Raw genomic sequence first — 26,543 nt, forward strand, 5'->3', positions numbered from 1 at the left:
TTCAAAAAGTGTTTAATAATGGCCGACTAAGACTTATGGTATAAACGGTAGTTGTAAATTCTGGTATTGATACTTACAATTTATGCTTAAATATTTGAAATAGAGTATGTTTTTATAATTATTAGGTCTTTTTAGAAGGCTGCACGCCTTAATGCACATATATTTAAAGTACATGTTTTCCAGCCTACTACATGCACATGTTGGTAAAAGAACAGCTATTAAAATACATGTTGATTATATATTTTAATAGCTGTTATAAAGTGTTTCAGTATGTTAATTGGTAAGTAGGCCGGCACGTTCTAATAATGCCTCAACTTTAGGTCCAGCACCTCTAAATCTTTTGTAAAGCACCATAGGATTTTCTGTGCCTCCTTGTGAAAGCACATGGTCTTTAAACTTGGTGGCAACCTCTTTATTGAAAATTCCCTCTTCCTTAAAATAGGCAAATGCATCTGCATCTAACACTTCTGCCCATTTGTAACTATAGTAACCAGATGAATATCCTCCTTGAAAAATGTGAGAGAAAGCTGTGCTCATGCAAGTCTCAGGGGTGTCTGGGTATAGACTGGTATCTTTAAATGCTTCATCTTCATGAGCCTTTACATTGGTAATGCTTGTTGGGTTTATTCCGTGCCATGACATATCCAATAACCCAAAACTCAACTGACGTAGCGTCTGCATACCTTCTTGGAAAGTTGCGGATTCTTTTATTTTTTCAACCAGTACCATCGGTATGGTTTCCCCAGTTTCGTAATGCTTGGCAAATAGTTCTAAAGCTTCTTTTTCATAGCACCAGTTTTCTAAAACCTGACTAGGTAATTCTACGAAATCCCAAAATACAGATGTTCCTGATAGGCTAGGGTAGGTAGTGTTCGCCAACATGCCGTGTAAGCCATGTCCAAATTCATGGAATAAGGTAGTAACCTCGTTAAAAGTCAGTAACGAAGGCTTGCTTTTTGTTGAGGGTGTAAAATTGCACACGTTGGATATATGCGGACGCACATTTTCTCCGTTACGCTTCCATTGGCTTTTAAATGAAGTCATCCAAGCACCACCACGTTTTCCTGCTCTGGGGTGGAAGTCGGCATAGAACAATGAAATGAAGTTCTTGTTGACATCATAAACTTTAAAGGTTTTAACCTCGTCATGATACTTTTCAATGTCGTTTACCTCTTCAAACTGAAGGTCAAATAGGTTTTCAGCTACTTTGAAAACGCCATTGATGACATTTTCCAATTTAAAATATGGCTTTAGTTTCTCGTCGTCTAAATTAAAAAGCTCTTGTTTCAATTTTTCGGAATAATAACTACTGTCCCATTTTTCAAGTCGTTCAATTCCGTCTAGTTTTTTGGCGAAATCCTCTAATTGTTTAAACTCACGTTCTGCGGCTGGCTTCGCTTTTTCTAACAATTCATTTAAAAAGGAATGTACTTTTTCTGGCGTCTCTGCCATACGTTCTTCCAGTACAAAATCGGCATGGGTCTTATAGCCTAATAGATTGGCTCTTTCAAAGCGTAGTTTTGCTATTTCCAGCACGTTTTCTTGATTATCCAATTCATCTTTATGAAAACCTTTACTACCAAAAGCCAATGAAAGTTCTTTTCGTAATGCGCGGTTTTTGGCATACTTCATAAACGGAATATAACTAGGGTAATCCAAGCTAATCAACCAACCATCTTCTTTGCCTTTTGAAGTTGCCAATTGTGCAGCAGCTTCTTTTGCTCCTTCCGGTAAACCATCTAAATCAGACTCATCTGTCAGGTGTAACTGATACTTATTGGTTTCGGCAAGTACATTTTCGCCAAATGTCAATTTCAATTTCGCTAGTTTGGCATCTATTTCACGTAAACGTTTCTTTTTATCTTCAGATAAGTTAGCACCGTTTCTACTGAAACTTTTATATTTCTTATCTAAAAGTGTGTTTTGCTCAACAGTAAGTTCTAAATTATCCTTTTGGTCGTACACGGCTTTAACTCTTTTAAAAAGTGCTTCGTTCAAAGTAATGTCATTGCCAAATTCAGATAAAAGCGGAGAAATTTCTTGAGCTATTTTTTGAATCTCTTCATTAGTTTCTGCGGAATTCAAATTGAAAAATACACTTGAAATGCGATCCAATTGCTGACCCGAAAATTCTAGGGCTTCAATGGTGTTTTCAAATGTTGGTGCATCTGTATTTTCTGTAATGGCATCTATTTCCGCTCTTGCATCTTCTATAGATTGTAAAAATGCTGGCTTAAAATGCTCGTTTTTTATTTTTGAAAATGGAGCGGTGTCAAATGGGGATAATAATGGATTCATTGCCGTATGTTAAGTTTTTTTGTTTCTCAGAAGTTTGATGAGAAAATCAATTAATAAAATTACGAATGATATCGTAAATGAAAAAACAGCTCCTGTAAGAAAAGCAAAATTTCTAGCAATATCATTAGTTGTGTTTGATGGAACAAAATATTCCCAACGAATAAAAACTAAAAATTGAATAAGTAAGTATAAGAGTAGAAATGTACTAAAAAAGCGAAATAACAGTTTTAAGTATTTAGTGTGAAATCTACGTTTATAAATAAAGAGAATGAGCGTTAATAAAATAGCTATAGAAATACAAACAATGGTTGGTTTGTTCATATGTTTTGCTTTGTGAAATGTTGGCTAATTAATAACAATGCTAGTGCATTCCTAATATTTTAAGTATTGCCATTTACAGCTTTAGCGCCATCTATTACTTTCTGCTTTAAACCTTCCTTGTAAAGAATGATTTTGTCCAATACACATTTGTCTGAGCTACCAATGATCTGGGCGGCTAGAATACCTGCATTTTTTGCTCCGTTCAATGCTACGGTAGCAACTGGAACACCGCCTGGCATTTGAAGTATAGAGAGTACAGAGTCCCAACCGTCAATAGAATTGCTGCTTTTAACAGGTACGCCTATAACAGGTAACGGGGACATTGATGCTACCATACCTGGTAAATGTGCAGCACCACCGGCACCTGCAATAATTACCGAATAGCCATTGGTATGTGCGTTTTTACTAAAATCGAACAATTTTTCGGGTGTTCTGTGGGCAGATACAATGTCTACGTCTACCTCTATATCAAAACCTTTTAAAATATCTATGGCATCTTGCATTACGGGCATATCACTTGTGCTGCCCATTACTACGGCTACTTTACTCATGTTATTTATTTTGAAATCACTTGAATTGTTTCCTTTACTTTTTCGGCAATAGATCTTGCCTTATTGAGATCACTGTTAACTATGGTTACATGACCCATTTTACGAAATGGTCTTGTTTGTGCTTTTCCGTAAATATGCGGGGTAACACCTTCCATAGCTAAAATTTCGTTTATATTTTTGTAGACGACATTACCCGTGTGGCCCTCGGCACCTACTAAGTTTACCATAACCCCGGCTACTTTACTGTCTGTATTTCCTAATGGAAGACCAAGAATGCTTCTTATGTGCTGCTCAAATTGATTGGTATAGCTTGCTTCAATACTGTAATGTCCACTATTGTGAGGTCTTGGGGCTACTTCGTTCACCAAAATTTCATCATCTTCGGTTTGGAACATTTCAACGGCAAGTAATCCTGTCAAGCCTATTTTGTCGGCTACTTTAAGTGCTAAAGCCCTTGCCTTATCTGCAACTTTATCATTAATACGTGCAGGGCAAATTACATATTCCACTTGGTTGGCTTCTGGGTGAAACTCCATTTCTACCACAGGGTAGGTTTTTATTTCTCCTTCCGCATTTCTAGAAACAATTACGGCTAATTCGTTTTTAAACGGCACCATGGTTTCTGCAATACATTCGCCGGTAGGTAATCCTTCTAAATCGGCTAAACTTCTAACTACTTTAACACCTTGTCCGTCATATCCAAATTGAGCTACTTTCCAAACAAAAGGAAATTTTAATCCTCCGTTCCCAACACTATCCTCAATTTCGCTCAAATAGGCAAAGCGCTGAAAATCTGCGGTAGGTATATTGTTATCCACATAAAACAATTTTTGTTTTGCTTTATTTTGAATAATACGCAAAGCCTTAGGCTGTGGGTATACCTTTACACCTTCATCTTCTAATTTTTCTAAGGCATCTAAATTTACATTTTCAATTTCTATCGTTAGTATGTTTACATCTTTTCCAAAATTATAGACCGTATCAAAATCTAAAAGACTGCCCTGTACAAATTTATTGCATGACATTCTGCTTGGGGCATCTGCCGATGCGTCTAAAACTTTTGTGAATACATCCCATTTTCGGGTTTCGTAAAGCATCATTTTGCCAAGTTGACCACCTCCTAAAATGCCTAATTTGAAATCTGAAGAAAAATAATTCATATAATTGTGCTTTTGGCAAGTAATAAAATGCCTTAAGTGTTACAAAAATACGGTTAAATCTTAGAAACCAATTCCTTTCTAATTAAAAACACAAGGCAATACCTTATCTTTGCAAACCTTGATAATCTATGAAAATTGATACAAATTCACGATAAGTTTTTCAAACCTTTTCTAAGCGAGTCTGAAATTTTGCAGGCCGTTAAATCTGTGGCTGATCAAATAGCGGCAGACTATAAAGATGAGGTGCCTATTTTTGTTGGTGTTCTAAACGGGTCTTTTATGTTCGTTTCTGACCTTTTAAAGGCTTATGAGCATCCATGTGAAGTATCTTTTGTAAGATTGAGTTCCTACCAAGGCTTAACTTCAACGGGCATAGTGGAAACCTTATTGGATGTGCCCGATAATATTGAAGGACGAAGTGTTATCATTTTAGAGGATATTATCGATACCGGGCGTACCTTGCAGCAACTTGTGCATTTGTTCTCGAAGACGAAGGTAAAAGAGTTTAAAATCGCCAGTCTTTTTTATAAACCAGATGTTTACAAAGGGGAGTACGCCATAGATTATTTCGGACTGGCCATACCAGATAGTTTTATTGTAGGATATGGGCTAGATTACAACGAGCAAGGAAGAAACTTAAAAGAAGTATACCAATTAAACCAAAAACATATGATCAATCTTGTACTCTTTGGTAAGCCAGGAGCCGGCAAGGGCACACAAGCACAATTCTTAAAGGAAAAATATAATTTAAAGCACATCTCTACTGGAGATGTATTTAGATTCAATATTAAAAATGGAACGGAGTTAGGTACTTTGGCCAAATCATATATTGATAAAGGTGAGTTGGTGCCAGATGAGGTTACTATTAAAATGCTACAGGACGAAGTGGAGAAAAACCCAGATGCCGATGGTTTTATTTTTGACGGTTTCCCAAGAACTGCTGCACAGGCCGAAGCACTTGATAATTTCTTAGAGTCTAAAGATATGGGCATTAACGCCACTATTGCTTTAGAGGCAAATGATGAAATATTAATAGAGCGCCTTTTGGAAAGGGGTAAAGTAAGCGGTCGTAGTGATGATCAAGATGTTGCCAAGATTAGAAATCGTTTTGACGAATACAACGAAAAAACCACACCTGTAAAGGAGTTCTATGAAGCGCAGGGTAAATTTCATAGTGTAAACGGAATAGGTACAATTGCAGAAATTACCGAACGTTTAACCAAAGTGATAGAGGATATAAAATAATAAGAACCTTGTCTTAATGTAATCGGCAAGGATTTTGAACTGAAAAGATACTAATGACCGAAGGTAATTTTGTAGACTATGTTAAGGTAAGTTTGGCTTCTGGTAAAGGAGGCAAGGGATCTGTGCATTTGCACCGTGAAAAATTTATTACCAAAGGTGGTCCGGATGGTGGTGATGGTGGTCGTGGAGGTCACATTATTGTTCGCGGTAATGAAAACCTTTGGACATTGGTGAACTTTAAATACAAAAAGCATTTTAAGGCAGGTCATGGGGCACATGGTAGTAAGAGCAGAAGTACCGGTGCAGATGGGGAAGATGTTTATTTAGATGTGCCATTAGGTACTGTAATAAAGGATTTTGAAACCAAAGAAATCCTTTTTGAGATTACGGAACATGGCGAAGAAAAAATACTTTTGGAAGGTGGTATGGGCGGTAGAGGTAACTGGCATTTTAGAACGGCCACCAACCAAACACCAAGATATGCACAGCCAGGTGTAGATGGTTTAGAAGGCGAGTTTTTACTTGAGCTTAAGGTATTGGCAGATGTTGGTTTGGTAGGTTTTCCAAATGCGGGGAAATCAACTTTATTATCTGTAATTACCTCTGCAAAACCAAAAATTGCGGACTATGAGTTTACCACCTTAAAACCAAACTTGGGGATTGTGGAGTACCGTGATTTCAAAAGTTTTGTAATGGCAGATATTCCTGGTATTATTGAAGGTGCCGCAGAAGGTAAAGGTTTGGGCCATTATTTTTTAAGACATATAGAACGTAATGCTAATTTATTGTTTTTAATTCCTGCAGACAGTAAAGATATCAGTAAGGAATATGAAATTTTGTTGGATGAATTGCGCCGCTATAATCCGGAATTGTTAGATAAGGAACGACTTATCTGTATTTCTAAAAGTGATATGTTGGACGATGAATTAATGAGCGAAATGAAGGCAGAGCTCAATACCGAGTTTGGCGATACACCTTTTATGTTCATATCTTCAGTTGCCCAAATGGGTATAGTAGAATTAAAAGATAAACTTTGGGCTATGCTTAACGCAGAATAATTATTGATGAAACAGTATCTCAAAAATATTGTTGAAATTAATGATATTAGAAAAAGTAGGGTGTTTGCCTATTTTATTCAGGCTTTGATTTTTATTTCCATTATCTCTTTTTCTTATGAAACCATTCCGGATTTAGATGTAACTACCCGGAAAGTGTTAAGAGCAATAGAAGTTTTTTGTGTAATAATCTTTTCAATAGAATATTTACTGAGAATTTATGTGGCCGATCATAAATTAAACTTTGTATTCAGTTTTTATGGCGTTATTGATTTTTTGGCCATACTCCCGTTTTATTTAGCGTTGGGTATTGATTTAAGATCGTTAAGAGCACTTAGGTTTTTAAGATTATTCCGTATTTTAAAGTTGATGCGATACAATAGAGCTATCAAACACTTTACAAAAGCTATAGCATTGGCAAAAGAAGAAATATTGCTTTTCCTAATAGTTACGTTGATTTTGATTTATTTTTCTGCTGTTGGTATTTACTATTTTGAAAATGAAGTGCAACCAGAAAATTTTTCCTCAATTTTTGACAGTCTTTGGTGGGCAATTATAACTCTTACAACCGTGGGATATGGAGATGTTTACCCTGTTACAGTTGGAGGTAAGGTATTTACATTTTTTATTCTTATGATCGGTCTAGGTATCGTAGCTATTCCAACGGGAATTATTTCTTCAGCCTTAACTAAATCTGTAGATAAAAAGGAAGACGAATAGCGGTTTTGGAATATAGTACTAGAACGGTTATATTTTTAGAAAGCACATTTAATCGAATACATGTGTGAAATCACATAATAATCTTTTAATTTCTTTAATTTTAAGAAAATACCTTGTTATGAGAACAATTTTAATTGGTGCTTTATTGGTTGTTTTGACTTCTTGCGGTGTGGCAAGGGTTAATTATGATTATGATAGCCAAACCGATTTTTCTTCCTATTCTACTTATAACTATTTTGGTGATATGGAAACCGGCTTAAGCGAATTGGACGAAAAAAGACTCATGGATGCCCTAGATGCCACCCTCGGTGAAAAAGGTTACATGTTTGCGGAAGAGCCAGATGTTTTTATCAATATTAAAAGTAGTGTTTTTAGATCTCAATCTGGGAACAACGTTGATGTAGGCCTTGGCGGCGGAGGCGGTAGAGTAGGTGGTGGTGTTTCCATAGGCATACCTGTAGGTGGACCTAAACTTACCCGCGAACTGCAAATTGATTTTGTTGATGCGAACAAGGATATTCTTATTTGGCAGGCAATAAGTGAAAGTCTGTTTCGTGAAGGGGATTCACCTCAAGAAAAATCAGAAAAACTACAAGCGGTAGTAGATAAGATATTTAGTAAGTATCCACCGGAGTAATTTTATTGGCGCCGCCAAAGGGTATAATACCCCGAGGCTTGCCTCAAATTTAAAAGTTTGTTTTCTTTGAATGCCTCATGGGCTTGCCTTAAAGTGCTTTATTTTACTTTGATTACATAGGTTGCTACAAGATAGTCTTTGGTAGATATATGTACATCATAGCTTCCTTTTTTATCAAACGTATGTTGTAAAATGATTTCGCGCTCCTCTTTGGTAATGGTGGGTTTTATAACTTTTTGACCTCCTCCTTTATTTAACAGAAGATGTATATTTTCATTGAAATCGTCCGGGACTTTCAATTTGAACGATACACTGGTTCCCTTGGTAATTTGGTTACGCATGTTCTTTGGTGCAATTGAAATTATTGGCTCTATAAAAGCTTCTTTATACACAACTGGTGCATTTATAAATGATTTGAACGTTGTGGTATTTATAGTGTTTTGCTTAGCTGTATTTATGGGAAATGGTTTTTAGAGAATAATTCTGGTTCCGCAAAAAAATATCCATCAAAGTAATCTGGGTTAAACATAGGTTCACCGTTAAGAATAATAGTTTCCCCTGCTGACCAAGTTGCATCGCACCAATACCATTTATTATTCACTTTTATCCTATTCCATGAATGATTAGGGGCGCTATCTTCTTCTAAAAGTAAGGTGGGAGTTCGTCCGTAGCCATCAATAATATCACATTCAAATCCTGCCAGGTTCGTCATTTCCTTAACCAAATAAGCGTAACCTGTACAGGCAGTTTTTTTATATTCCAATAAGGCTTTGAATATTTTTGGTGTAATGCCAGTGTTCCAATCTAGAAAGGCTTGCCTGTCTTTAGCAAGCCTTTTTCTTTTGTGGCTTATTTTTAGGTATGAAGAATAATCATTTTCAATATTGGTTCCTATCCACGTATAGATTGCCCTGATCTTTTCTACATCGGTTTGTAAAGAAGAGGTTAGATTGTGGGTAAGTACAGGTATGTTTTTTAGACTTGCACCTTTGTATTTCAACGCAATACTATCGGCTTTAGTAAAATCGATTTCCTGAAAATCTGATCGTTGGGCAATGCACGTTATAGTGCATAACAATATGAATAGCAATTGGCTAATTCTCATTTTCTGAAAATATCTCCAATTTTCTGAAAAATATTTCTTTTGCTGGAATATGCACCGCCTATAACCACTTCGCCCATTAGTTCAACATCATAAGTGTCAAAAGAAATGTTCAGATTAATATTAGCGTTTTCATTAGCCTTTATTTTATAAGTTTTGGTTTCGTAACCAATAAAACTAAAGACCAATACATCATTCTCTACCAGTTGTTGGGGAAATTCAAAATTACCATCAAAATCTGTTTGTGTACCAATTGCTGTACCTTTTAGAACAACATTTACACCCGGTAACGGCTCATTGGCTTCATCTACTATGGTACCTGTCACTGTATGTTTTTCCTGTATTGTCTCAACGTATGAAATATCGCCCATTATATGTGTGGAAACCACTTCTGTTAGGGACTGAATACCCACAGATTCTTGACCTTTAACTTTTGTTGCGCAAAGAGCTAATAATGAAAAACCCATCATAGCTATGCCTTTATGTATCATTGTACTGTTCATAACGTGTAAAGAATTGGTTTCATAGGTTTTCAGTTGAGAAGCTTTGAACATTCCACAAGTTTTCTTTTTTGTAGTGCCTAGGTAACGTACAAGTTCTTTATCTGAATACTTGGTGAAGTCTATAACTTCTTTTTCACAGCTTTGGCAAAATCCTCCTTTTTCAGTTGTACTAAAATTACTAAATTTTTCTTTGCAGGGTTCTTTTACTGAAATTGTTAATGTGCTTTTCATAATGCGGTTGTTTTAATTATAGTTCTAAAGTAGGTTTAGGGGTATTCTTATAAAACTCATAATGAGTAAAGTGGTGTTTTCAGTGAGTTTAGAAGATTTTTCTCGTATTTTTCAATTCTTTTTTTATAGATAAATTGCTAGAAATCAAATATTAATGTTGTGAATTGGTAGTTATTTTTTTATATGTAAAAATAAAATCGTGTTGTTTTTGTAACAAAACTCAAAATTTACGTCTTATACATCGACACGTTTAAAAACTAACTCACAAAATGAAAAAAGTTTATTTATTTGCTGCCGGTCTGGTAGCATTGGCTTCTTGTAAAGAAGAGGCTAAACCAACTGCCGAGGCAGAAAAAATCCCTGGTATTGTTCTTGCCAATATGGATACTACCCAAAACCCTAAATCAGATTTCTATAATTACGTCAACGGAAATTGGATGAAGTTTACTGAAATTCCTGATGATAGAACAAGTTGGGGAGGCTTCAGTGTACTTCGTAAATCTACAGATGACGATGTGTTGAAAATATTGGCTACAGCTAAAGAGAGTGGTAACTACGCTGCAGATACCGATCAAGCTAAGGCTTTGGCCATTTTTGATACAAAGTTGGATACCGCAGCTAGAAACAAGGCAGGTATTTCTCCTTTGGAACCTGCTTTTAAGGAAATTGAATCGATAAAAAATCTAAAAGATTTACAGACCGTTTTGGCCACCAATGCCGCGGTGTCTTCTCCTTTCCTTAATATTGGCGCTGGTGCAGATTTAAATAATAGTAGCATGAATGCCGTTTATTTAGGAGCTAATGGATTAGGGTTGCCGGATCGTGATTTCTATTTGGAGGAAGATGAAAAATCTATTGAAATTCGTGAAGAGTACAAAAAACACGTTTCTAAAATGTTGCAGAAATTGGGTGACTCTGAAGCAGATGCTAATAAAGCAGCGGATAAGATTTTGGCATTGGAGACACAATTGGCAGAACCTCGCTTAAATAAAGTAGAGCGTAGAGATGCTAGAAACTACAATAATCCAAGAACTGTTGCTGAAGTTGACGAGATGATGTCGACAATTGATATGAAAAAGATGATTTCCGATTTAGGAATCACCAAAAAATTCGATACCCTTTTGGTAACCCAGTTGAGGTATACCGAAGCTTTGGACAAGTTTTTGAAAACAACACCTATTGAAGATATTAAGACATTGATTAGATGGGATACGTTCAACAGCGCAGCCGGTAAACTGACTACTGAAATTGAAACCGCCAATTGGGAATTTTATAGCAAATACCTAAGAGGGGCTAAGGAACAACGCCCAGCAGATGAGCGTGCATTGGCAACCGTAAATGGTACTGTTGGTGAAGCTTTGGGTCAGTTGTACGTGGATGCTAAATTTCCGCCAGAAGCAAAAGCGAAGGCAGAGTTAATGATAGCCAACGTGATCGATGCTTTCAAAGAGCGTATTGCTGTTTTAGATTGGATGAGCGATTCTACAAAAACAAAGGCTATAGAAAAGTTAGATAAATTCACTGTTAAGATTGCTTACCCAGATAAATGGGAAGATTATTCTACAATGGAAGTTTCTGCCGATAAGTCTTATTTTGAGAATATGACCGCTGTTAATAAATGGGGAGAATTAAAGAACTACTCAGAAATTGGTGAGCCAGTGGATAAGACGGAATGGGGAATGTCTCCACAGACGGTAAATGCATATTTTAATCCGCTGAATAACGAGATTGTTTTTCCTGCAGCAATTTTACAGCCTCCTTTCTATAACTATACTGCAGATGAAGCCGTAAACTATGGTGGTATTGGCGCTGTTATAGGGCATGAGATTTCTCATGCATTTGATGATAGCGGCTCTCGTTTTGATGCCGATGGAAATCTTAAGAATTGGTGGACAGAAGCTGATTTGGCAGCTTTTACAGAAAGAGCCGATGCTTTGGCGGTGCAGTATGACAGTGTTATGGTTTTACCAGATGTATATGTAAACGGTAAGTTTACCTTAGGTGAGAACATTGGAGATTTAGGTGGTTTGTTAGGTGCTTATGATGGTTTACAGAAATACTACGCTGAAAATGGGCGTCCTGAAGATATTGATGGTTTTACGGCAGAGCAGCGTTTCTTTATGTCATGGGCTACGGTTTGGAGAACTAAGAGTAGAGATGAAGCGTTAAGAACGCAGATCAAAACGGATCCACACTCTCCAGGTTTGGTTAGAGCTACTCAACCATTGTTGAACATTCAGGCATTTTACGATGCTTTTGATATCAAAGAAGGTGATGACATGTACTTAGCTCCAGAGAAAAGAGTAAGTATTTGGTAACTTATTAATTATTATAATATAAAAGGGCGCTACATAGTAGCGCCCTTTTTTTTCAATACGTCATTGCGAGGAGTTTTTCGCGACGAAGCAATCTGTCTGTTAATGGTCACGAATAAGTTTTAGTCAGCCAACAAGCAGATTACTTCACTATGTTCGTAATGAGGTTAATCTTCAACAGATACCCGAACACCTTCACTATGACTGCTAAACTCTGGTGCATACATACTTTCTATGGTGGTTATGCCATTACTGAAGTTACCTGCATTGTTGACCCTTACATCATACTCAAATACATAAACCCCTTTAGGTAAATAGTCAAAAAAGAAGTTGGTGCTGGCATCTTTGGTGCTTTCGTAATAACCCAGCCCATCTTGCCATTTGTATCTAGATATTACGTTCACCGGTTCAAAACCTGCTGCCCTCATATCTTTCATGTGAATAAATTCCATGTCTCTGTCAGATTTTAGTTCAATACGTATACGTACCAAATCGCCCACCTGTAATGAGGTTTTATCGGTAATTTCAGAGAGTACTTCTCCAGAATTGGTATTCTTTTTCAAAAAGATTTTTTTCTTCAATTGCAACGGTGTTTTTGCGCTTGTTATTTGATCTAAATCTTCAAAGTACTGCCAGAACAATGCGCCCCAAGCAATACCATTTCCTTTTTTAGTTATTTGGACCTCGCCCATTTTTGGTGCAACTTCATTACCGTTCCACGTGGTTTTAAAATACCCTGTGCCAGCTTCTACTTTGACATCTTCCAAAGTGGTAGGCTTTAGTTTTTCTCCGCCAATAATTACAGCTACGGCATCGGTTACGGATAACCAATCGCTGCCTTGTAATAATAAAGCATAAACAGCTTCGGTAGTAGCTTTGGTGGTACTCCATTGATTGGTTTGCTTATTTTTTAATAGCCAAATTTTTAGATTGTCAATGGTTTCAACATCTGTTGGTTTAATTTCTGAAAATGCTTCTATGAGTAATGATTGGGTCTCAATAGGTGCTTGGTACCAAAACCAAGAACTGGTGTTACTTTTCCAATACATACCCAACTCATCATTGGTTATACTGTTTTCTTCTAAAGCACGTATTATTTTATTAGCTGTATAGGTATCGTTCATACGATGTAAGGTCAATGCTAACATGCCTTGAGCGTATAACCCTCTAGAAGTCCAATATTGCTGTGCTTGTTTTGTATAGTAAGCTGTAATTTCCTGCACCTTTTTAGAAGTTTCTATTTCAGGGAAAAAACTACGCATATATAAATAATGTACTTGGTGGGTACTTAAATGGTCATCATCAATACTGGAGGTATATTTCTTCATTTGTTCGTATTCAGCTACGAACTCGTCATCAAGATATTCAATAGCTTTTTCAATCATTTCTGATTTGGAATTGAATAAAATTGACAAATCATTGGTGTCGTTGGCTTCTGAGTCTGTCAATTTGTTCAAATGCCCCATACCTGTGACAATATGCTGAGTAATATACCTGTTGTCCGGACCGCCTTGGAACCATGACCAAGCTCCGTTAGAATTCTGATTCTCTACAAGTTTGTTCAATGCTGATTGTTGCTCATTTTTCATTTTGTTCAAATTGAACAACAACCCTATTCTTTTCTTTTGTTCGGTTTCAGATTGTGCATCTCTGAGCCATGGGGTTTCTTGAATTAAAAGCGATTTCAATACTTGATTTTTCTCTAGGTTGCTCAATAATGCATCTGAATTTACCCATTGATCGAATACTTCACGAATTCTAGGGTTGCTGTTGGCAATGTGGCTTGCCAATGTATTCGCATAATATCTAGAGAAGGTCTGCTCGTTGCAATCATACGGATACTCCATTAAATACGGTAGCGCTTGTACTGCGTACCAAGCAGGATTAGACGTCATTTCTAAAGTTAACTTATGATGATCTAAAGTTGCTGAAGACGTGTTTTTCAATTTGTCAAGGGTAAAGGTTTTCGTTTGGTTACTACGAACCCACATAGGTAAAGTTTCGGTAACTAGGGTTCTGTTGGATAGTACCGGTAACATGTTTTGTTCACCATCTGAATAATCACCTGCTTTTGCAATGATTCTATATTGAACCGTTTGTAGCCCTTCAGGAATTTTTAGGTTCCATGATACTTGAGTGTTACCAAGAGAATCTATAGAAAATGAATTTTGTTGCTGAGCGTTGGTTAACAACTGCGCTGTGATATCTGTACCTGTCAACGCATCGGTTAAATCTAATTGTACTATTCCTTTAAGGTTCTTATTGGTTAAGTTAGATATTTTACTGCTTATGGTAATAGTATCCCCTTCACGTAAAAAGCGTGGTGCATTTGGTGTTACCATTAGTTCCTTTTGAGTAACGGTGGTTAAATTAATAATGCTGCTCTCTAAAGCTTTAGTGTGTGCCAATAATTGAATATTCCAACGTGTTAGCGCTTCGGGAGTGGTAAACGTGAACGAAATATTACCATCTTTATCCGTTAATAATTTTGGGAAGAAAAATGCCGTTTCTTGAAGGTTTTTTCTAATGGATACCGCATCTAAATCCGTTTCTTTTGTTGGTTCCAATATCTCTGTTTCTACGCCGGCAACTGCTCCAGATAATTCCGATGCTAAAGCTGAGCCCGTAACCACCATTTCATCTAAACCTGCGTCACTAGCTATTTGAGCCTTTCTCATTGGAGATTTTGAGTATGCCAATGCGGTAGACCGTGTTTCATAGAACATGCCGCCAGTGACAAAATTTAGCCCAAACCAGTCAAAGGAATCATATGACAAGTTAGGATAGCTTACACCTTCATAATTTAATTGGGTATAGAAACTACTTGTGGCAAAACTATGTTGTGCATTGATTCTGCTTTCTGAATAATAGTTTGGTTTGCTTAATGGATTAAAATTCCAATAATGTGGTCTGAATTGATTTAAAGAAACATCGAACATGTTGGCTAAAAGTTCTGCACTTACCTTTTCGCCCTTTGGTCCTTTGATTTTAAATGACCATGTTTCTTCTGTACCAGGGGCTAACTTATCTCTAAAAGTAATGGTTTCTATTTGAAGATCTGTTGTAGGGTAAGGTACTGAAATGGTCTGCTTGTTCGTGGTAAAGTCATTGGCAAAAGCGTAGCTGTAATTTACGTTGAATCCGCCTAAATCATCCTTTGTTACGGGTATGGAAATGGTTTTGGAATCGTTGTTCAGCGCAAGGATTTTTACATCTGTAATTTTCTGGTCCTTTTCTATAACAACGGTTACGTTCAAATTCTTTGCACTTGAAAGAAAAGTGACCTTTGCGGTATCTCCTATATCATATTGATGTTTATCGGCTTTGACCTGAAACAATTGGTTGTCTGCCAATACATTTTCCTCACCAGAAAATGTAATAATGGCAACATCTTTTACTAGTTGTCCAAATTTATCTTTTGCACTTAGCTCTAGTCTGTATTTGCCTGATTTCCAATTTTTTGTTTTGCCAAAAGCTATTTCTTTTGATTCGGCCGTATTGAAATTAGATGACCAGATTACCTTTTCTTTATCCCATTGACTGGGGTCGTTTTCATTTTTAAAGGCGTCATGTGGGTAGAGTTCTTTAAATTCCTTTTTGGTAAAACCGCTATAATCAGGTGCTGCCCAGGGTCTTGGTCTTAAAACATGACCAGGTGCTTGTAGTTTGTATAATGTTACTTTGCCCGTTGTAGCTGCAAATTCACCATTTAAATTGGTGCTGGCGATGTTGATCTTGTTATCTTTTTTTGTTTTGTCAAAGAATTCCGGTACTTGTAAAGTAACGTTTAAGGAATGGTATCCAACGGCAACATGGGTAGTCGTACTTCTTGTTTCACCATTAATATCAGTGACATCTGCAGTAACTTCAAAATTAAATGTTGGTAGATTAGATCTGTCAATACTATTGTCTGGAGCAGCAATAAATTTTATTTCATAGTTGCCATTTACATCTGTAATGGTTTCACCATGGGTTATTTCTTGAGGTGCGATATTAAAATAAGGTCTTGACCAGTAATACCATCTAGGTAAGTTCACTATTCGCTTTACCCGATACACCACTTTTGCGCCAGAAATAACGCTGCCTGCATACGCTTTTGCTTCACCTTTTACTACTACGCTGTCATTTACTTTATAGGTTTCTGTAACAGGTTTAAAATTGGTTTCAAACTTAGGGTGTTTGTATTCCTCTACAGAAATACTAGCGTAGCCCGATAGGTCAAATATATCTGAATAGGTGTTTAGGGAGTAGCCGCCCGTAAGACCGGAGTTTGGTAAAATGAATTCTCCTGAGACAGAACCATATTCATTGGTTGTTAGCTTTAATGTCTTTAACTTTTGTCCGTTTACATCATGCAGTTCTACTTCAATCTCTTTGTTGGGTAAAACCTGAGAAACTCCGTTTTCTTGTTGTATGGCAATACCTTTGAAATACACAGGCTGTCCTGGTCTATAAATGCTTCTATCGGTAAATAAAAAACAAGAATGCCTAGTGCTAGACTTGTTTTGGCTATAATACCTATTTAAATAGTAATTCTTAAAATAGGCAGTTTCATTATTTTTTTTGACAGTAAGATCAATCTGGCCCCAACTGTCTTTACCTTTTGCTACTATAATTTTACCGTATTTATCTGTATGGTAGGTTTTGGAGTTTATATTGTCTCTATAATTCTTTTTATACGCGAGCACAACCTCTGCGTTATAGATCGGTTTTCCGTTGCTACGATTAATAACTTGATAATGGTTGTGGGTGCCTGTCTGTGTCTCAACTATAGCTAAGTCGGTAACTTGTACGGTTGTGAAACTAAAGAAATTACCCAGTTCATCTTTAGATGTTGCAGTAATTACGTAATTGCCGTTCGTTAATGATGGTAAAGAAATTTCAATGCCGTGCATTTGAAAATCATGTTCTGTTTTTAAGGGAGCAGTCCATGAAGTATCTATAGGTAAAGCATTGATGAATTTTTGTTTGTTGGCAGTGTCATAAAGCTCATCTAATTTGTTTATTTGCTTTTGGGTGATTTTCCGAGCTGTAAGGTCTAATTCTTCTACATTTTTATAGTTGACTAGAATACGACCTACAGTGTTCTTGGCTAAATATTTTTCGGTAGTTAATTGAATGTTGGGTTTTTGGATTTCAGATTTTAAGGCAATACATTTTTGTTCGGCAAGGGTGTTTGGGAACTTGGCAATTACACCATCTAACAAATCTACAGCTTGCTTTAGTTTCCATTGGTGATCAGTACTGGTAGATGGATTGTATGTTTGCCCTATTTCTTGGTAATGTTTTGCTATTTCATAGGAATATAACCCTGAAAGCGGACTATGTTTAATATTCTCTGCAGAGTTTTGAAGTACCTCTAGAAACAAATTGTCCTTGTTGGTGAAAACGGCATTTTTATGAATGAACAACAGGCGCGCAATATCTACCATTACCAAGGGATTAATATCGGGGTTACCAAAGTGAAAAGCTACTAGTTCCTGGTAAATGCCTAAAGCTTTGGCTTGTAACGATGTATTTTTGAGGTCGTTGAACTTCAAAAAACTAGAAGTATATGCCTCACACAAAATTTTAGGGTCATCTATTTCAAATGTATTAAGTGGCCTGTTAATGCTATTTTCATTTGATGTATAAAAATTTAAGGCGGTATGTGCCAATACATCAAAAAGTGTAGGTCTATATATTCTGGTTTTTTCTTGAATATGTAGTATTTCGTCGAAATCTGAAATAGGTAAACTTTGGGTTTTTTCTGCATTCATTATCGAGGCCGAAAAATGTTCGTCTATTTCCTTAAAAAGGGTGTCAAGGTCCCATGTTCTAAAATCTATTGGGTCAACTTTGCTTTCGGTGGTTGTTCTATTGTAAAATTTGTATCGGTTGTATTGAAAATACTGCCAGTATAAGTTAGCCAAATGACTATGCAGAATTTGTTTGGTAGGGGCATCTGCTAGTACAATTTCAGATTTAAACTCATTTACTATGTTCAGTTCAGCATCTTTCTCAAGTGTCATTACATAAGCAGACTTATGCAATAATGCCTTAATGGTTTGCGTATAATTGTTTTCTTCTTTTGCCTTTGAAAAAATCGTTTCTACAACTTGTAGTGCAGATTTGGTCCTGTTCTCCAACTCATGTTTGTCTACCTGTTGCCAAAGTTGATCGTACGAGTTATTTGCCTGGGCATTACCAAATTGTGAAAACATGAATACAGTTAAGATTAAATATAGTTTTTTCATCATAGTAAAATTACAATACAAAACTGTGCCAAGGTAATTTTAAATGCAATGAAAAATGAGTGAACTGTTGCTTTCGATTAGTTAGTACCTATTACTTGAAAATTTAGTGAAGATATAAATAGGATTGGTAAATGAGCTAGTACATACTCTGAAGTGTAAAGGTTTTTTTAATTGGCTCTAGTAGTTGAACAGTTAGAAATTGTAATATTGTTGGTGTCCATGGTAACTTAAAGATTAAATGTGGGTATGCGTAGCATTTTAACTGTTGTTCTTTTTTCTATTTTACCGTTTATGAGAAAATTATGCTGTTTTTTACTTTTTTCGATTATATTATTTTCGTGTAGTAATTCTGAAAGATTCACTTCTTCTGGTTTTGAATTACAAAATGAAAGTGGTAAAGTGTTAATTGCTGTGAGTAAGAATGGTTTGGTTACGGTTAGGGACCAAGTTGTAGGTGCTATAAAAGTCAATGGTACTATTTACAATACAAGTGGAGGTTTGTTGGCGACCTTAACAAGTACAAACATACTTATAGATAAAGAGGGAGATAAGATTATTGAAGTTGATGAAGAAGGAACTATCAGCGACGGTCCAGGTATTATAATGCAATGGAATGATGAAGGGGAATTTTTGGATAAAAATTTCAAAACAGGAATGCAAATGGTTCCGGTTGATGAAGATTCGTTTCAAACCGCTTCGCGTATTATAGCAGTTTATCTGGCATTCTAAATAATATCATTAATATAGCAAGCGCAGACTAAAATGATCTGCGCTTTTAATATTTGTATTATTCTTGATCTAATTATTACAGAAAAGATGCTCTAATCTGTTGAACTATTTTTGTGCCATCTGGATCTGCTTTTGTTTTTAAATTACAGAAATCTTCTGCCCATTGAGAAGTTCTTATACGTAATGGTGGATGCTCATTTTTTGCAACTTCTAATATCACTTCTGCAACTTCTAAACCGGTTTGGTATACGGACGTTTTGCTTTCACCTGCACGTTTTTGGTTGCCAGCCATATATCTTTCAAAAATAGGTAGGTATTCACCTGTGGCAAACTGTCCCTCTACAGCGGTTTTTTCTATCGCAGAAGTCATAAATTCAGTTGCAATTCCCCCTGGTTCAACACAACTTATCTTGATATTGAATGCATCGCTTACGTACGTCGCCAAGCCTTCCATAAAGCCTTCTACCGCAAATTTGGCTCCGCAATACAATTCATTAAATGGTTGCCCTACTAGGCCGCCAACAGAGGTGATACTGATTATTTGTCCACTTTTTTGCTTCCGCATATAAGGCAAAACTACTTGAGTGCAAAAAACCACTCCGTGGTAGTTCACCTCCGTTACCCATCTAATTTCTTCTTCACTGGCTTGTTCAGTAGTTTTTGCAAAACCTGCACCTGCATTATTTACCAATACATCTATTTTTCCGTCTTTTTCAATAATGGTTTCAACGGTAGATTTAATAGAGTTTAGTTTTGTGACATCTAGCGGTAAAATGGCAATATCAAGATTTTCCTCTGTTATTTTCTTTTTCAGGTTGTCAGCTTTTTTAAGATTACGCATGGTGGCGTATACTTTGTAATTGTTCTTAGCAAAAAGAATAGCAGTTTCAAAGCCAACTCCTGTTGATGTTCCCGTAATTAATACATTTTTTTTCATATTATTTAATTTATTCTGGAGTGAATGTTCATTCCAATTAATTGATAAATTTTTTTATTCCTTGATAGCATCCCAAACCATTATCATTTGATGCTCGGGAGATGTTTTTTTTGACTGATTAAAATGGTAACGTAAATAAGAAAGTATTGAGCCACCAATGAACATAAGTAATTCTTCTATTTCAATGTCCTTAATAATGCGGTCTTGCTTGCCTTTTTCTAAGAGTTCTACTACTTGTGCTACCGCCACTTTACCAACTTCTTTACTCTCAAGGGTAATTATAGGAGAAGCTTGTAATTGCTCCATGAACTGAAAATAGGTTGAATTTTGAACAAAAAAGGTAATAATAGAGGTAAAATAGTTCTCGAATTGAGTTTTGATAGGATTGTCAGATTCAAAATTTAAGAATACTTCTTTTTCTTCATTTTTAATTCTGGTGTAAATGTCATTGATCAAAGCATCTTTGTTAGGAAAGTAGTTGTAAATAGTTCCCATTCCTGTGCCTGAAGCCTTAGCAATGGCAGACATAGGTGTGTTATGCACTCCTTTTTCAGTTAGCAATTGTAAAGCCGATGATATGATCGATTCTTTTTTATTCACGTTGCAAATGTACAACGATTGGAATGTTTATTCTAAATATTTAAACGACTTATTTTAAGTATGGAATGTTATAGAATTTATCACTAGAAATATCTGTTTGAGCAAAACACAAATATTATGCTTGTTTCACGTTAAGAAGTGTGCACGTACATAGATAATGTTTTATCTTTTTTAAGTTAAGCCCCATTTCAAATTTCGGTGAAATGGGGTATATGGAATCAGGTTAATTATACCTGTAACTCAAACTCTTTGTGAGGTAGGTTGTTTTTTAGATTATTTTCAACCACCAAATCTTTTATAAATTCATCAATTTGAGACTTAGTTACATTGGGCATACAAATTACATGTGTAATATCATCTGTAGCCAGTTGCCATTTCTTTTTAATGGTCTCGGACACCTTGGGCAGTACAACGGTAATGGCACCTTTATTGGTCCAGGCGTTAATTCCTATTTTCTGTAATTCTTCCTTGCAATATTCGGCGGTCTCTAAACTATGTCGGTACCGTGCTTCTAACCCTTTTACGCCCATTTTTTTAATGGCATACCATAAGAATAATGGACTATGGCCATTTCTAGAACCGGTTATGGTAGTGTCTAAAGAACCAATGTATGAAATGCCCCTTGCAATACGATCTCTTAATGAACGCTTTGCAATGATTACTCCAGAAGGAAACGGGGAACCAATAAACTTGTGACCACTAATTGAAATGCTATCAGCACCGTCTTGAAAATCGAAAGGAATGCGGGGGTCAATAAATGGACCGTAAGAACCGGCCAAGGCAGCATCGCAATGTATATAATGATTTTGAATAGCCAATTTCTTCAGTATTCTCTTTACTTCAGATACATCATCTTTGGCTTCTGTCATTGTGGTGCCAAAGGTGGTAAGGATAATGGCAGGTTTATCTCTGTTCAGTTGTAACGTATTCTCAAGATCTTCGTAATCTAGTTCACCGTTTTCTTGGGCTCTAATGGTAATACTTGGTAAGTTAAGCAAGTGTATGTTTTTCTTTACGCTGTAGTGGGTAGATTCAGAAAAATAAACCATGGCTTTTGGGTGAGATTCCCTTGCTAAGTATAAACCATATAAATTACTCTCGGATCCTCCATTGGTAACATAGCCCCAAAAATCGGTTGGGTCTGCCCTAAAAAGTTGGGCAAAAAAGTCTACTACTTCCCGTTCCATTTCATGGGTTTGTACTTTGTATGTATTGTCCTCATAGGGATCGCCAACATTGTTTATGGGGTGTTTTAAAAATTCATATAGCCTAGAATAATCAAAGTCTTTTGCAACCGGGTAACCAATAACTCTATCTTTTTCTTGAATTAACTTGGTCAACAGCTCATCTATCTTTTGTTCGTTATTCATTTATTTTAATTTTTTAAATATGGATTTTTATCACTGTAAAATTACAATTAATGGTATTGTGATTCTTTATATTATTAAATATTAGTGTATATATCTTTTTATTTGATATTTTTAGATTTTTAATACTGTTTAAACTTGGATTATCTTGTTAGATAGAATAATAAACTACTATGGATGTTACAGATAGAAAAATTTTAATGCAACTGCAGCAAAATGCTAAGCAAAACACCAAAGAAATAGCCTCTAAAATAGGTTTAAGTGTTACACCAACTTATGAAAGGATCAAAAAGCTGGAACAGCAAGAGATTATAAAATCATATGTAGCCTTAGTGGATAGAAGCAAAATAGGAAAAGAACTTATAGCCTATTGCCAAGTAACCCTTTCCAAGCAGCAAAAGAAACTTGCAGATAACTTTAAAAAGGAAATATTGTTGCTGCCAGATATTATGGAGTGCCACCAAGTATCTGGTAATTTTGATTATTTATTAAAGATAGCGGTAAATGATATTTCTTCATTTCATAGCTTTATTAATGAAAAGCTCTCCATTATAGATGGTATTTCTACCATACATAGTTCTTTTGTTCTTGATTCTGTTAAAGATACTTCTGCCTTTAATCTGTAAGAATGATATAAGACTTTTATAACGTACAGGCGTAGCAGATTTTTAAAGTCATTTAAAAGATGTTTTGGGTTAGCATGATATCAGTCAATATCTAACTTTGAATTCTGGTAAACTAAATCAAAAATTCTACAGTTTAGATGGTATTCGATGGTATTTTAAATCATCTCTTCCTTTTTTTGGATATTTTCTATTTGGTCTGAGATGAACATCATCAAAACCGAAACTTTGTAGATTGTTAACAAACCTTGGTATACATGCGTTCACTATTATTATTTTCCTTCATTATATGTTGCTTTTCCTATTCGTTCTCGCAATGGACAGAACCTGAGAATTCTAATTCAAAAAAAGAGGTTTCGCATTCTTTTTATATCACCTCGAATGTTGGAAATGTACCTTTTAACGAAGCTCAAAAAATTCTGGAACAAATCAATAACGCCTCGGTAAATGATAATGAAGCTACCTTGTTGTTAATTGGTAATGTATTGGATAAGGATGGGTTTTCTTCTCATGATGATGAGCAAAATGAAGTTAAAAATAATCTGCAACCATTGATGAACTTATGGGATAATTTTAATGGAAACGTAATCCTGACCCCTGGAGAAAATGAATGGTTGAAAGATGCGCCGCAGAGTATAGATGACCTAGAATCTTTTTTACAAGATAATAGCAAGGCTAAATTTTGGCCTAATGATGGTTGCCCATTGGAAAAGGAAACAATAAATAATGATGTGGTGCTAGAAATGGTAGATTCTCAATGGTTTTTAGAAGATTGGGACGCTCACCCATATATTAATGAAAAATGTGAGCATAAGACTAGAGATCAATTCTTGGCAGAATTTAAAGATGATTTAAAAGATAGTCAGGGTAAAACCGTAATCGTAGCGGTCTACCAACCGGTGATGAGCAATACAAAGGTTTCGGTTATTGATAAAATGGGTGGTTTTACACCAGAGTCATATCAAAATAGCCAAAATAGACAACTGCGTGGTAGAATGGAAACTATTGCTAGTCAGTTTGAAGATGTTATTTTCGTTTCTGGTAAAGACCGTAATCTACAGTACTTGGAAGATGATGGTATTCCACAGATCATCAGTGGTGCAATAGGTGAAATAGATAAGGCTAGAGCCCCAAAAGAAGAGCATTTTGAGAGTGAAAAGCAAGGATATGCAAAATTGACGGTATTTAAAGATGGTAGTTCTCAAGTAGAATTTTTTAAAGTAACGGACAATACTTCTCAATCAATCTTTACAAAAACCATTAAAAGGGAGCGACTTTCCGCAGATGAGATATCCTATCCGAAGAAAGCATATGGTGCAACTACAAAAGCATCGATTTATACAAAAGAGGAAACCGATAAAACAGGGTTCTATAAATTTCTGTGGGGAGATCATTTTAGAAATCTTTACAGCAAAGAAATTTCAGCTCCGGTATTGGATATTGAAGAACTACCAGGTAATGTAAAACCTATTTCAGAAGGAGGCGGTACACAATCCAGATCATTACGATTGATCGATGATAATGAACATGAGTACACGCTAAGGGCTTTACGTAAAAGTGCTGTTCGTTTTCTTCAGACAACCGCCATAGATAACCATTATGTTGAAGATTACCTTAAAAACACAATTGCTGAGCGTTATTTATTAGATTTTTATACCACTGCCCACCCTTATGCGCAGTTTTCCATGAATGAACTTTCTGAGTCTTTGGGCGTGCTACATGCAAATCCAAAAATCTATTATGTACCCAAACAAAAAGGCTTGGGTATTTATAATGAAGATTATGGCGATGCACTTTTTATGTTAGAGGAGCATGTAGGCGATGAGAATAAAACCTTTGAAACCTTTGGGAAGCCCAATGATATTTTAAGTACTACGGATTTACGTATGGAACTAAGGGAGTCAAAAAACGCTTTTGTTGATGAGTCTAGTTTTATACGTGCGCGATTATTTGACATGCTGGTGGGTAACTGGGATCGCCATCAAGATCAATGGCGCTGGGCAGAATTTAAAACGGCCGATGGCAAAAAAAGATATGAGGCAATACCTCGCGATTGGGATCAAGCTTTCCCAAAGTATGACGGACCAATAATTTCTTTGTTAAAGTTTAGTTTTCCATTACTGCGAAAAATGGAAAGCTACGATGCCGATATCAAAAATGCGAAGTGGTTCAATTTTTCAGGATATCCCTTGGATAAAACTTTTATAAAAAAAGCAAATTGGGAAGATTGGAAATCTCAGGTAGATTTTATTCAAGAGAACCTGTCTGATGCTGACATAGAATCGGCATTTGAAACTTTGCCCGTAGAAGCTCAAGATGAAAGTATAGAAACGATTAAAAAGAATTTAAGGTTACGCCGAGACGGACTAGAATCTATTGCCAAATCATATTACGATTATTTAAGCAATTTTGAGGTAGTTCTTGGTACCGAAGATGATGATGAGTTCTTGATTACCCGTAAGCCAGGCGGCATTACCGAAATAGCTATAGCAAAAGATTCGGTGGTTTTTCAAAATTCATATAACAATAAGCATACGAATGAGATTTGGGTCTATGGTCTTGATGGTAATGATACGTTTACTGTAGAAGGTAATGGTGAAAAGCCTATAGATATTAAGATAATGGGAGGGAAGAAAAATGATACCTATGATTTTAAGAATACCAAAAAGGTAAAACTCTATGATTATAAAAGTAAGAACAACACTATAGTAAATTCAAAATCTAGAAAATGGCTTACAGATTCTTATGACGTTAATAATTATGATTACCAAAAGAGAAAGTATCATGAAAATATTGTGTTTCCAAGTATAGGTTATGATGCCGATACCGGATTCAGATTCGGATTAAAAAATCGTTTTACAACATATGGGTTGGTCAATAATCCTTTTGAGACGCAACATACCATAGGTGCCGAGTATTTTTTTGCTACAGATGGTTTTGCGATCGATTATAATGTTGAATTTGGTCATGTATTTTACAATTGGAATTTAGGTTTCGATTTTCGCTATGCCAGTCCCAATTTTACAATGAACTATTTTGGAGAAGGAAATAATTCTGCATTTGATGGTGACCTTGATAGAGATTTCAATAGGGTGCGCATGCGCCAGTGGAAGTTCTCTCCTTATTTAGTGCATAAACATAGGGGTAACAGTTTTTATGTGAGGACCGCATTAGAATCTTTTGATGTGTCAAATGATGATGATCGTTTTGTAGGGCAGGCTTTTACATCTGATAATGATGTATATGAAGATCAATTATATGTCACCGCTGAGTTAGGTTATAATTATAAAAACCAAAACGATCCGGCGTTTCCAAATAGGGCTATGGAGGCAGATGTTATTACTGGTTACAGATCTAGTATTAATGGTTTTGATAATCGTTTTGGTTATATAAAACCTACACTGAAATTAACGTATCCGCTACATCCCAGTGGTATTGCCGTAATAGCAACTAAAATTGCGGGCGAAACGGTAATAGGTGAGAATTATGAATTTTATCACGGTGCTGTTTTAGGAGGCAACCAGAGTTTAAGGGCTTATAGAAATGAGCGGTTTAATGGTAAAACCGCTTTTTATCAAAGTACTGATGTAAGGGTGGGTTTAACGAGATTTAAGACCAATTTTATTCCGCTTCAATTAGGTGTAAGTGCAGGTTTTGATTATGGACGAGTGTGGACGGAGAACGATACTTCTTCAAAATGGCATAATGACTACGGTGGCTCTGTGTGGGTTTCGGGCTTTAGTGCACTAACCGGTAACTTAGGTTTTTATCATGGGGAAGATGGTAACCGTGTCATATTCAGTGTAGGCTTTAATTTTTAAACACCGTTCCTACCATAAATTTTACAAAGTAAAAGTGCTTGTTTACATGAACTTAATGTGTTCATAATAATTATTTCCGCCTCAGTTAACTC

General features: G+C 36.0%; 18 protein-coding genes. 8 read left to right on the forward strand and 10 right to left on the reverse strand.

Translation table 11 applies throughout. The annotated features are described in order from the left end of the window. Positions 1-273: 273 nt before the first annotated feature. The 3 genes from YQ22_RS11495 to YQ22_RS11505 form a co-directional block, all read right to left on the reverse strand. The gene (locus YQ22_RS11495; RefSeq protein WP_071341314.1) at positions 274-2,298 is read right to left on the reverse strand and encodes a M3 family metallopeptidase; all 2,025 of its coding nucleotides are present in this window, start codon (positions 2,296-2,298) and stop codon (positions 274-276) included. 380 nt (positions 2,299-2,678) lie between these two features. Further along, entirely contained in the window at positions 2,679-3,170 is a 492-nt protein-coding gene (gene purE, locus YQ22_RS11500) for a 5-(carboxyamino)imidazole ribonucleotide mutase (protein WP_071341315.1), read from the reverse strand. 5 nt (positions 3,171-3,175) lie between these two features. Then, positions 3,176-4,330: a 5-(carboxyamino)imidazole ribonucleotide synthase gene (locus YQ22_RS11505; RefSeq protein WP_071341316.1), complete on the reverse strand. Its 1,155-nt coding sequence runs from the start codon at positions 4,328-4,330 to the stop codon at positions 3,176-3,178. A gap of 135 nt (positions 4,331-4,465) precedes the next feature. Here YQ22_RS11505 and YQ22_RS18955 point away from each other — a divergent pair, with 135 nt between their 5' ends. The 4 genes from YQ22_RS18955 to YQ22_RS11525 all read left to right on the forward strand — a co-directional run bounded on the left by YQ22_RS18955 (position 4,466) and on the right by YQ22_RS11525 (position 7,987). Beyond that, positions 4,466-5,575, forward strand: a complete 1,110-nt coding sequence (locus YQ22_RS18955) for an adenylate kinase (protein ID WP_083414243.1) — start codon at positions 4,466-4,468, stop codon at positions 5,573-5,575. Positions 5,576-5,628: 53 nt separating this feature from the next. After that, positions 5,629-6,633 (forward strand): GTPase ObgE, encoded by a 1,005-nt coding sequence (gene obgE / locus YQ22_RS11515; protein ID WP_058103873.1) that lies wholly within the window; start codon positions 5,629-5,631, stop codon positions 6,631-6,633. Between the two features lie 6 nt (positions 6,634-6,639). After that, complete coding sequence (locus YQ22_RS11520) at positions 6,640-7,350, forward strand: ion transporter (protein WP_071341317.1); 711 nt, start codon at positions 6,640-6,642, stop codon at positions 7,348-7,350. A 118-nt stretch (positions 7,351-7,468) separates the two neighbouring features. Then, complete coding sequence (locus YQ22_RS11525) at positions 7,469-7,987, forward strand: DUF4136 domain-containing protein (RefSeq protein ID WP_071341318.1); 519 nt, start codon at positions 7,469-7,471, stop codon at positions 7,985-7,987. A 98-nt stretch (positions 7,988-8,085) separates the two neighbouring features. On the opposite strand, the gene YQ22_RS11530 is transcribed toward YQ22_RS11525, so the two are convergent. From YQ22_RS11530 to YQ22_RS11540, 3 genes are all read right to left on the reverse strand, one after another. Beyond that, positions 8,086-8,379: a hypothetical protein gene (locus tag YQ22_RS11530; protein ID WP_156894562.1), complete on the reverse strand. Its 294-nt coding sequence runs from the start codon at positions 8,377-8,379 to the stop codon at positions 8,086-8,088. A 62-nt stretch (positions 8,380-8,441) separates the two neighbouring features. Then, on the reverse strand, positions 8,442-9,092 hold the full coding sequence (locus YQ22_RS11535; protein WP_071341320.1) for a transglutaminase domain-containing protein: 651 nt from the start codon (positions 9,090-9,092) through the stop codon (positions 8,442-8,444). Continuing rightward, positions 9,089-9,823 carry a carboxypeptidase-like regulatory domain-containing protein gene (locus YQ22_RS11540; RefSeq protein WP_071341321.1) on the reverse strand — a complete coding sequence of 245 codons (735 nt, stop codon included), beginning with the start codon at positions 9,821-9,823 and terminating at the stop codon, positions 9,089-9,091. The genes YQ22_RS11535 and YQ22_RS11540 overlap by 4 nt, the downstream gene beginning before the upstream one ends. A gap of 269 nt (positions 9,824-10,092) precedes the next feature. Between YQ22_RS11540 and YQ22_RS11545 the strand changes: the two genes are divergently transcribed. Beyond that, entirely contained in the window at positions 10,093-12,141 is a 2,049-nt protein-coding gene (locus YQ22_RS11545) for a M13 family metallopeptidase (RefSeq protein ID WP_071341322.1), read from the forward strand. Positions 12,142-12,305: 164 nt separating this feature from the next. On the opposite strand, the gene YQ22_RS11550 is transcribed toward YQ22_RS11545, so the two are convergent. Continuing rightward, positions 12,306-18,341 carry an alpha-2-macroglobulin family protein gene (locus YQ22_RS11550; protein WP_232231172.1) on the reverse strand — a complete coding sequence of 2,012 codons (6,036 nt, stop codon included), beginning with the start codon at positions 18,339-18,341 and terminating at the stop codon, positions 12,306-12,308. Between the two features lie 279 nt (positions 18,342-18,620). On the opposite strand from YQ22_RS11550, the gene YQ22_RS11555 reads away from it, so the two are divergent. After that, entirely contained in the window at positions 18,621-19,103 is a 483-nt protein-coding gene (locus YQ22_RS11555) for a hypothetical protein (protein WP_156894563.1), read from the forward strand. Positions 19,104-19,179: 76 nt separating this feature from the next. Here YQ22_RS11555 and YQ22_RS11560 read toward each other — a convergent pair whose 3' ends face one another. The 3 genes from YQ22_RS11560 to YQ22_RS11570 all read right to left on the reverse strand — a co-directional run bounded on the left by YQ22_RS11560 (position 19,180) and on the right by YQ22_RS11570 (position 22,010). Continuing rightward, positions 19,180-20,040 carry an SDR family oxidoreductase gene (locus tag YQ22_RS11560; protein ID WP_071341325.1) on the reverse strand — a complete coding sequence of 287 codons (861 nt, stop codon included), beginning with the start codon at positions 20,038-20,040 and terminating at the stop codon, positions 19,180-19,182. 54 nt (positions 20,041-20,094) lie between these two features. Further along, a complete protein-coding gene (locus tag YQ22_RS11565; RefSeq protein WP_071341326.1) occupies positions 20,095-20,640 on the reverse strand; it encodes a TetR/AcrR family transcriptional regulator in 546 nt (181 codons plus the stop codon). Between the two features lie 227 nt (positions 20,641-20,867). Next, positions 20,868-22,010: a histidine decarboxylase gene (locus YQ22_RS11570; protein WP_071341327.1), complete on the reverse strand. Its 1,143-nt coding sequence runs from the start codon at positions 22,008-22,010 to the stop codon at positions 20,868-20,870. A gap of 170 nt (positions 22,011-22,180) precedes the next feature. Here YQ22_RS11570 and YQ22_RS11575 point away from each other — a divergent pair, with 170 nt between their 5' ends. Then, the gene (locus YQ22_RS11575) at positions 22,181-22,633 is read left to right on the forward strand and encodes an Lrp/AsnC family transcriptional regulator (RefSeq protein WP_071341328.1); all 453 of its coding nucleotides are present in this window, start codon (positions 22,181-22,183) and stop codon (positions 22,631-22,633) included. Positions 22,634-22,887: 254 nt separating this feature from the next. Beyond that, entirely contained in the window at positions 22,888-26,451 is a 3,564-nt protein-coding gene (locus YQ22_RS11580) for a metallophosphatase (protein WP_071341329.1), read from the forward strand. Positions 26,452-26,543 lie beyond the last annotated feature (92 nt).

Origin of the sequence: Maribacter sp. 1_2014MBL_MicDiv, from assembly GCF_001865655.1 — a bacterium.
GTDB classification, from domain to species: domain Bacteria; phylum Bacteroidota; class Bacteroidia; order Flavobacteriales; family Flavobacteriaceae; genus Maribacter; species Maribacter dokdonensis.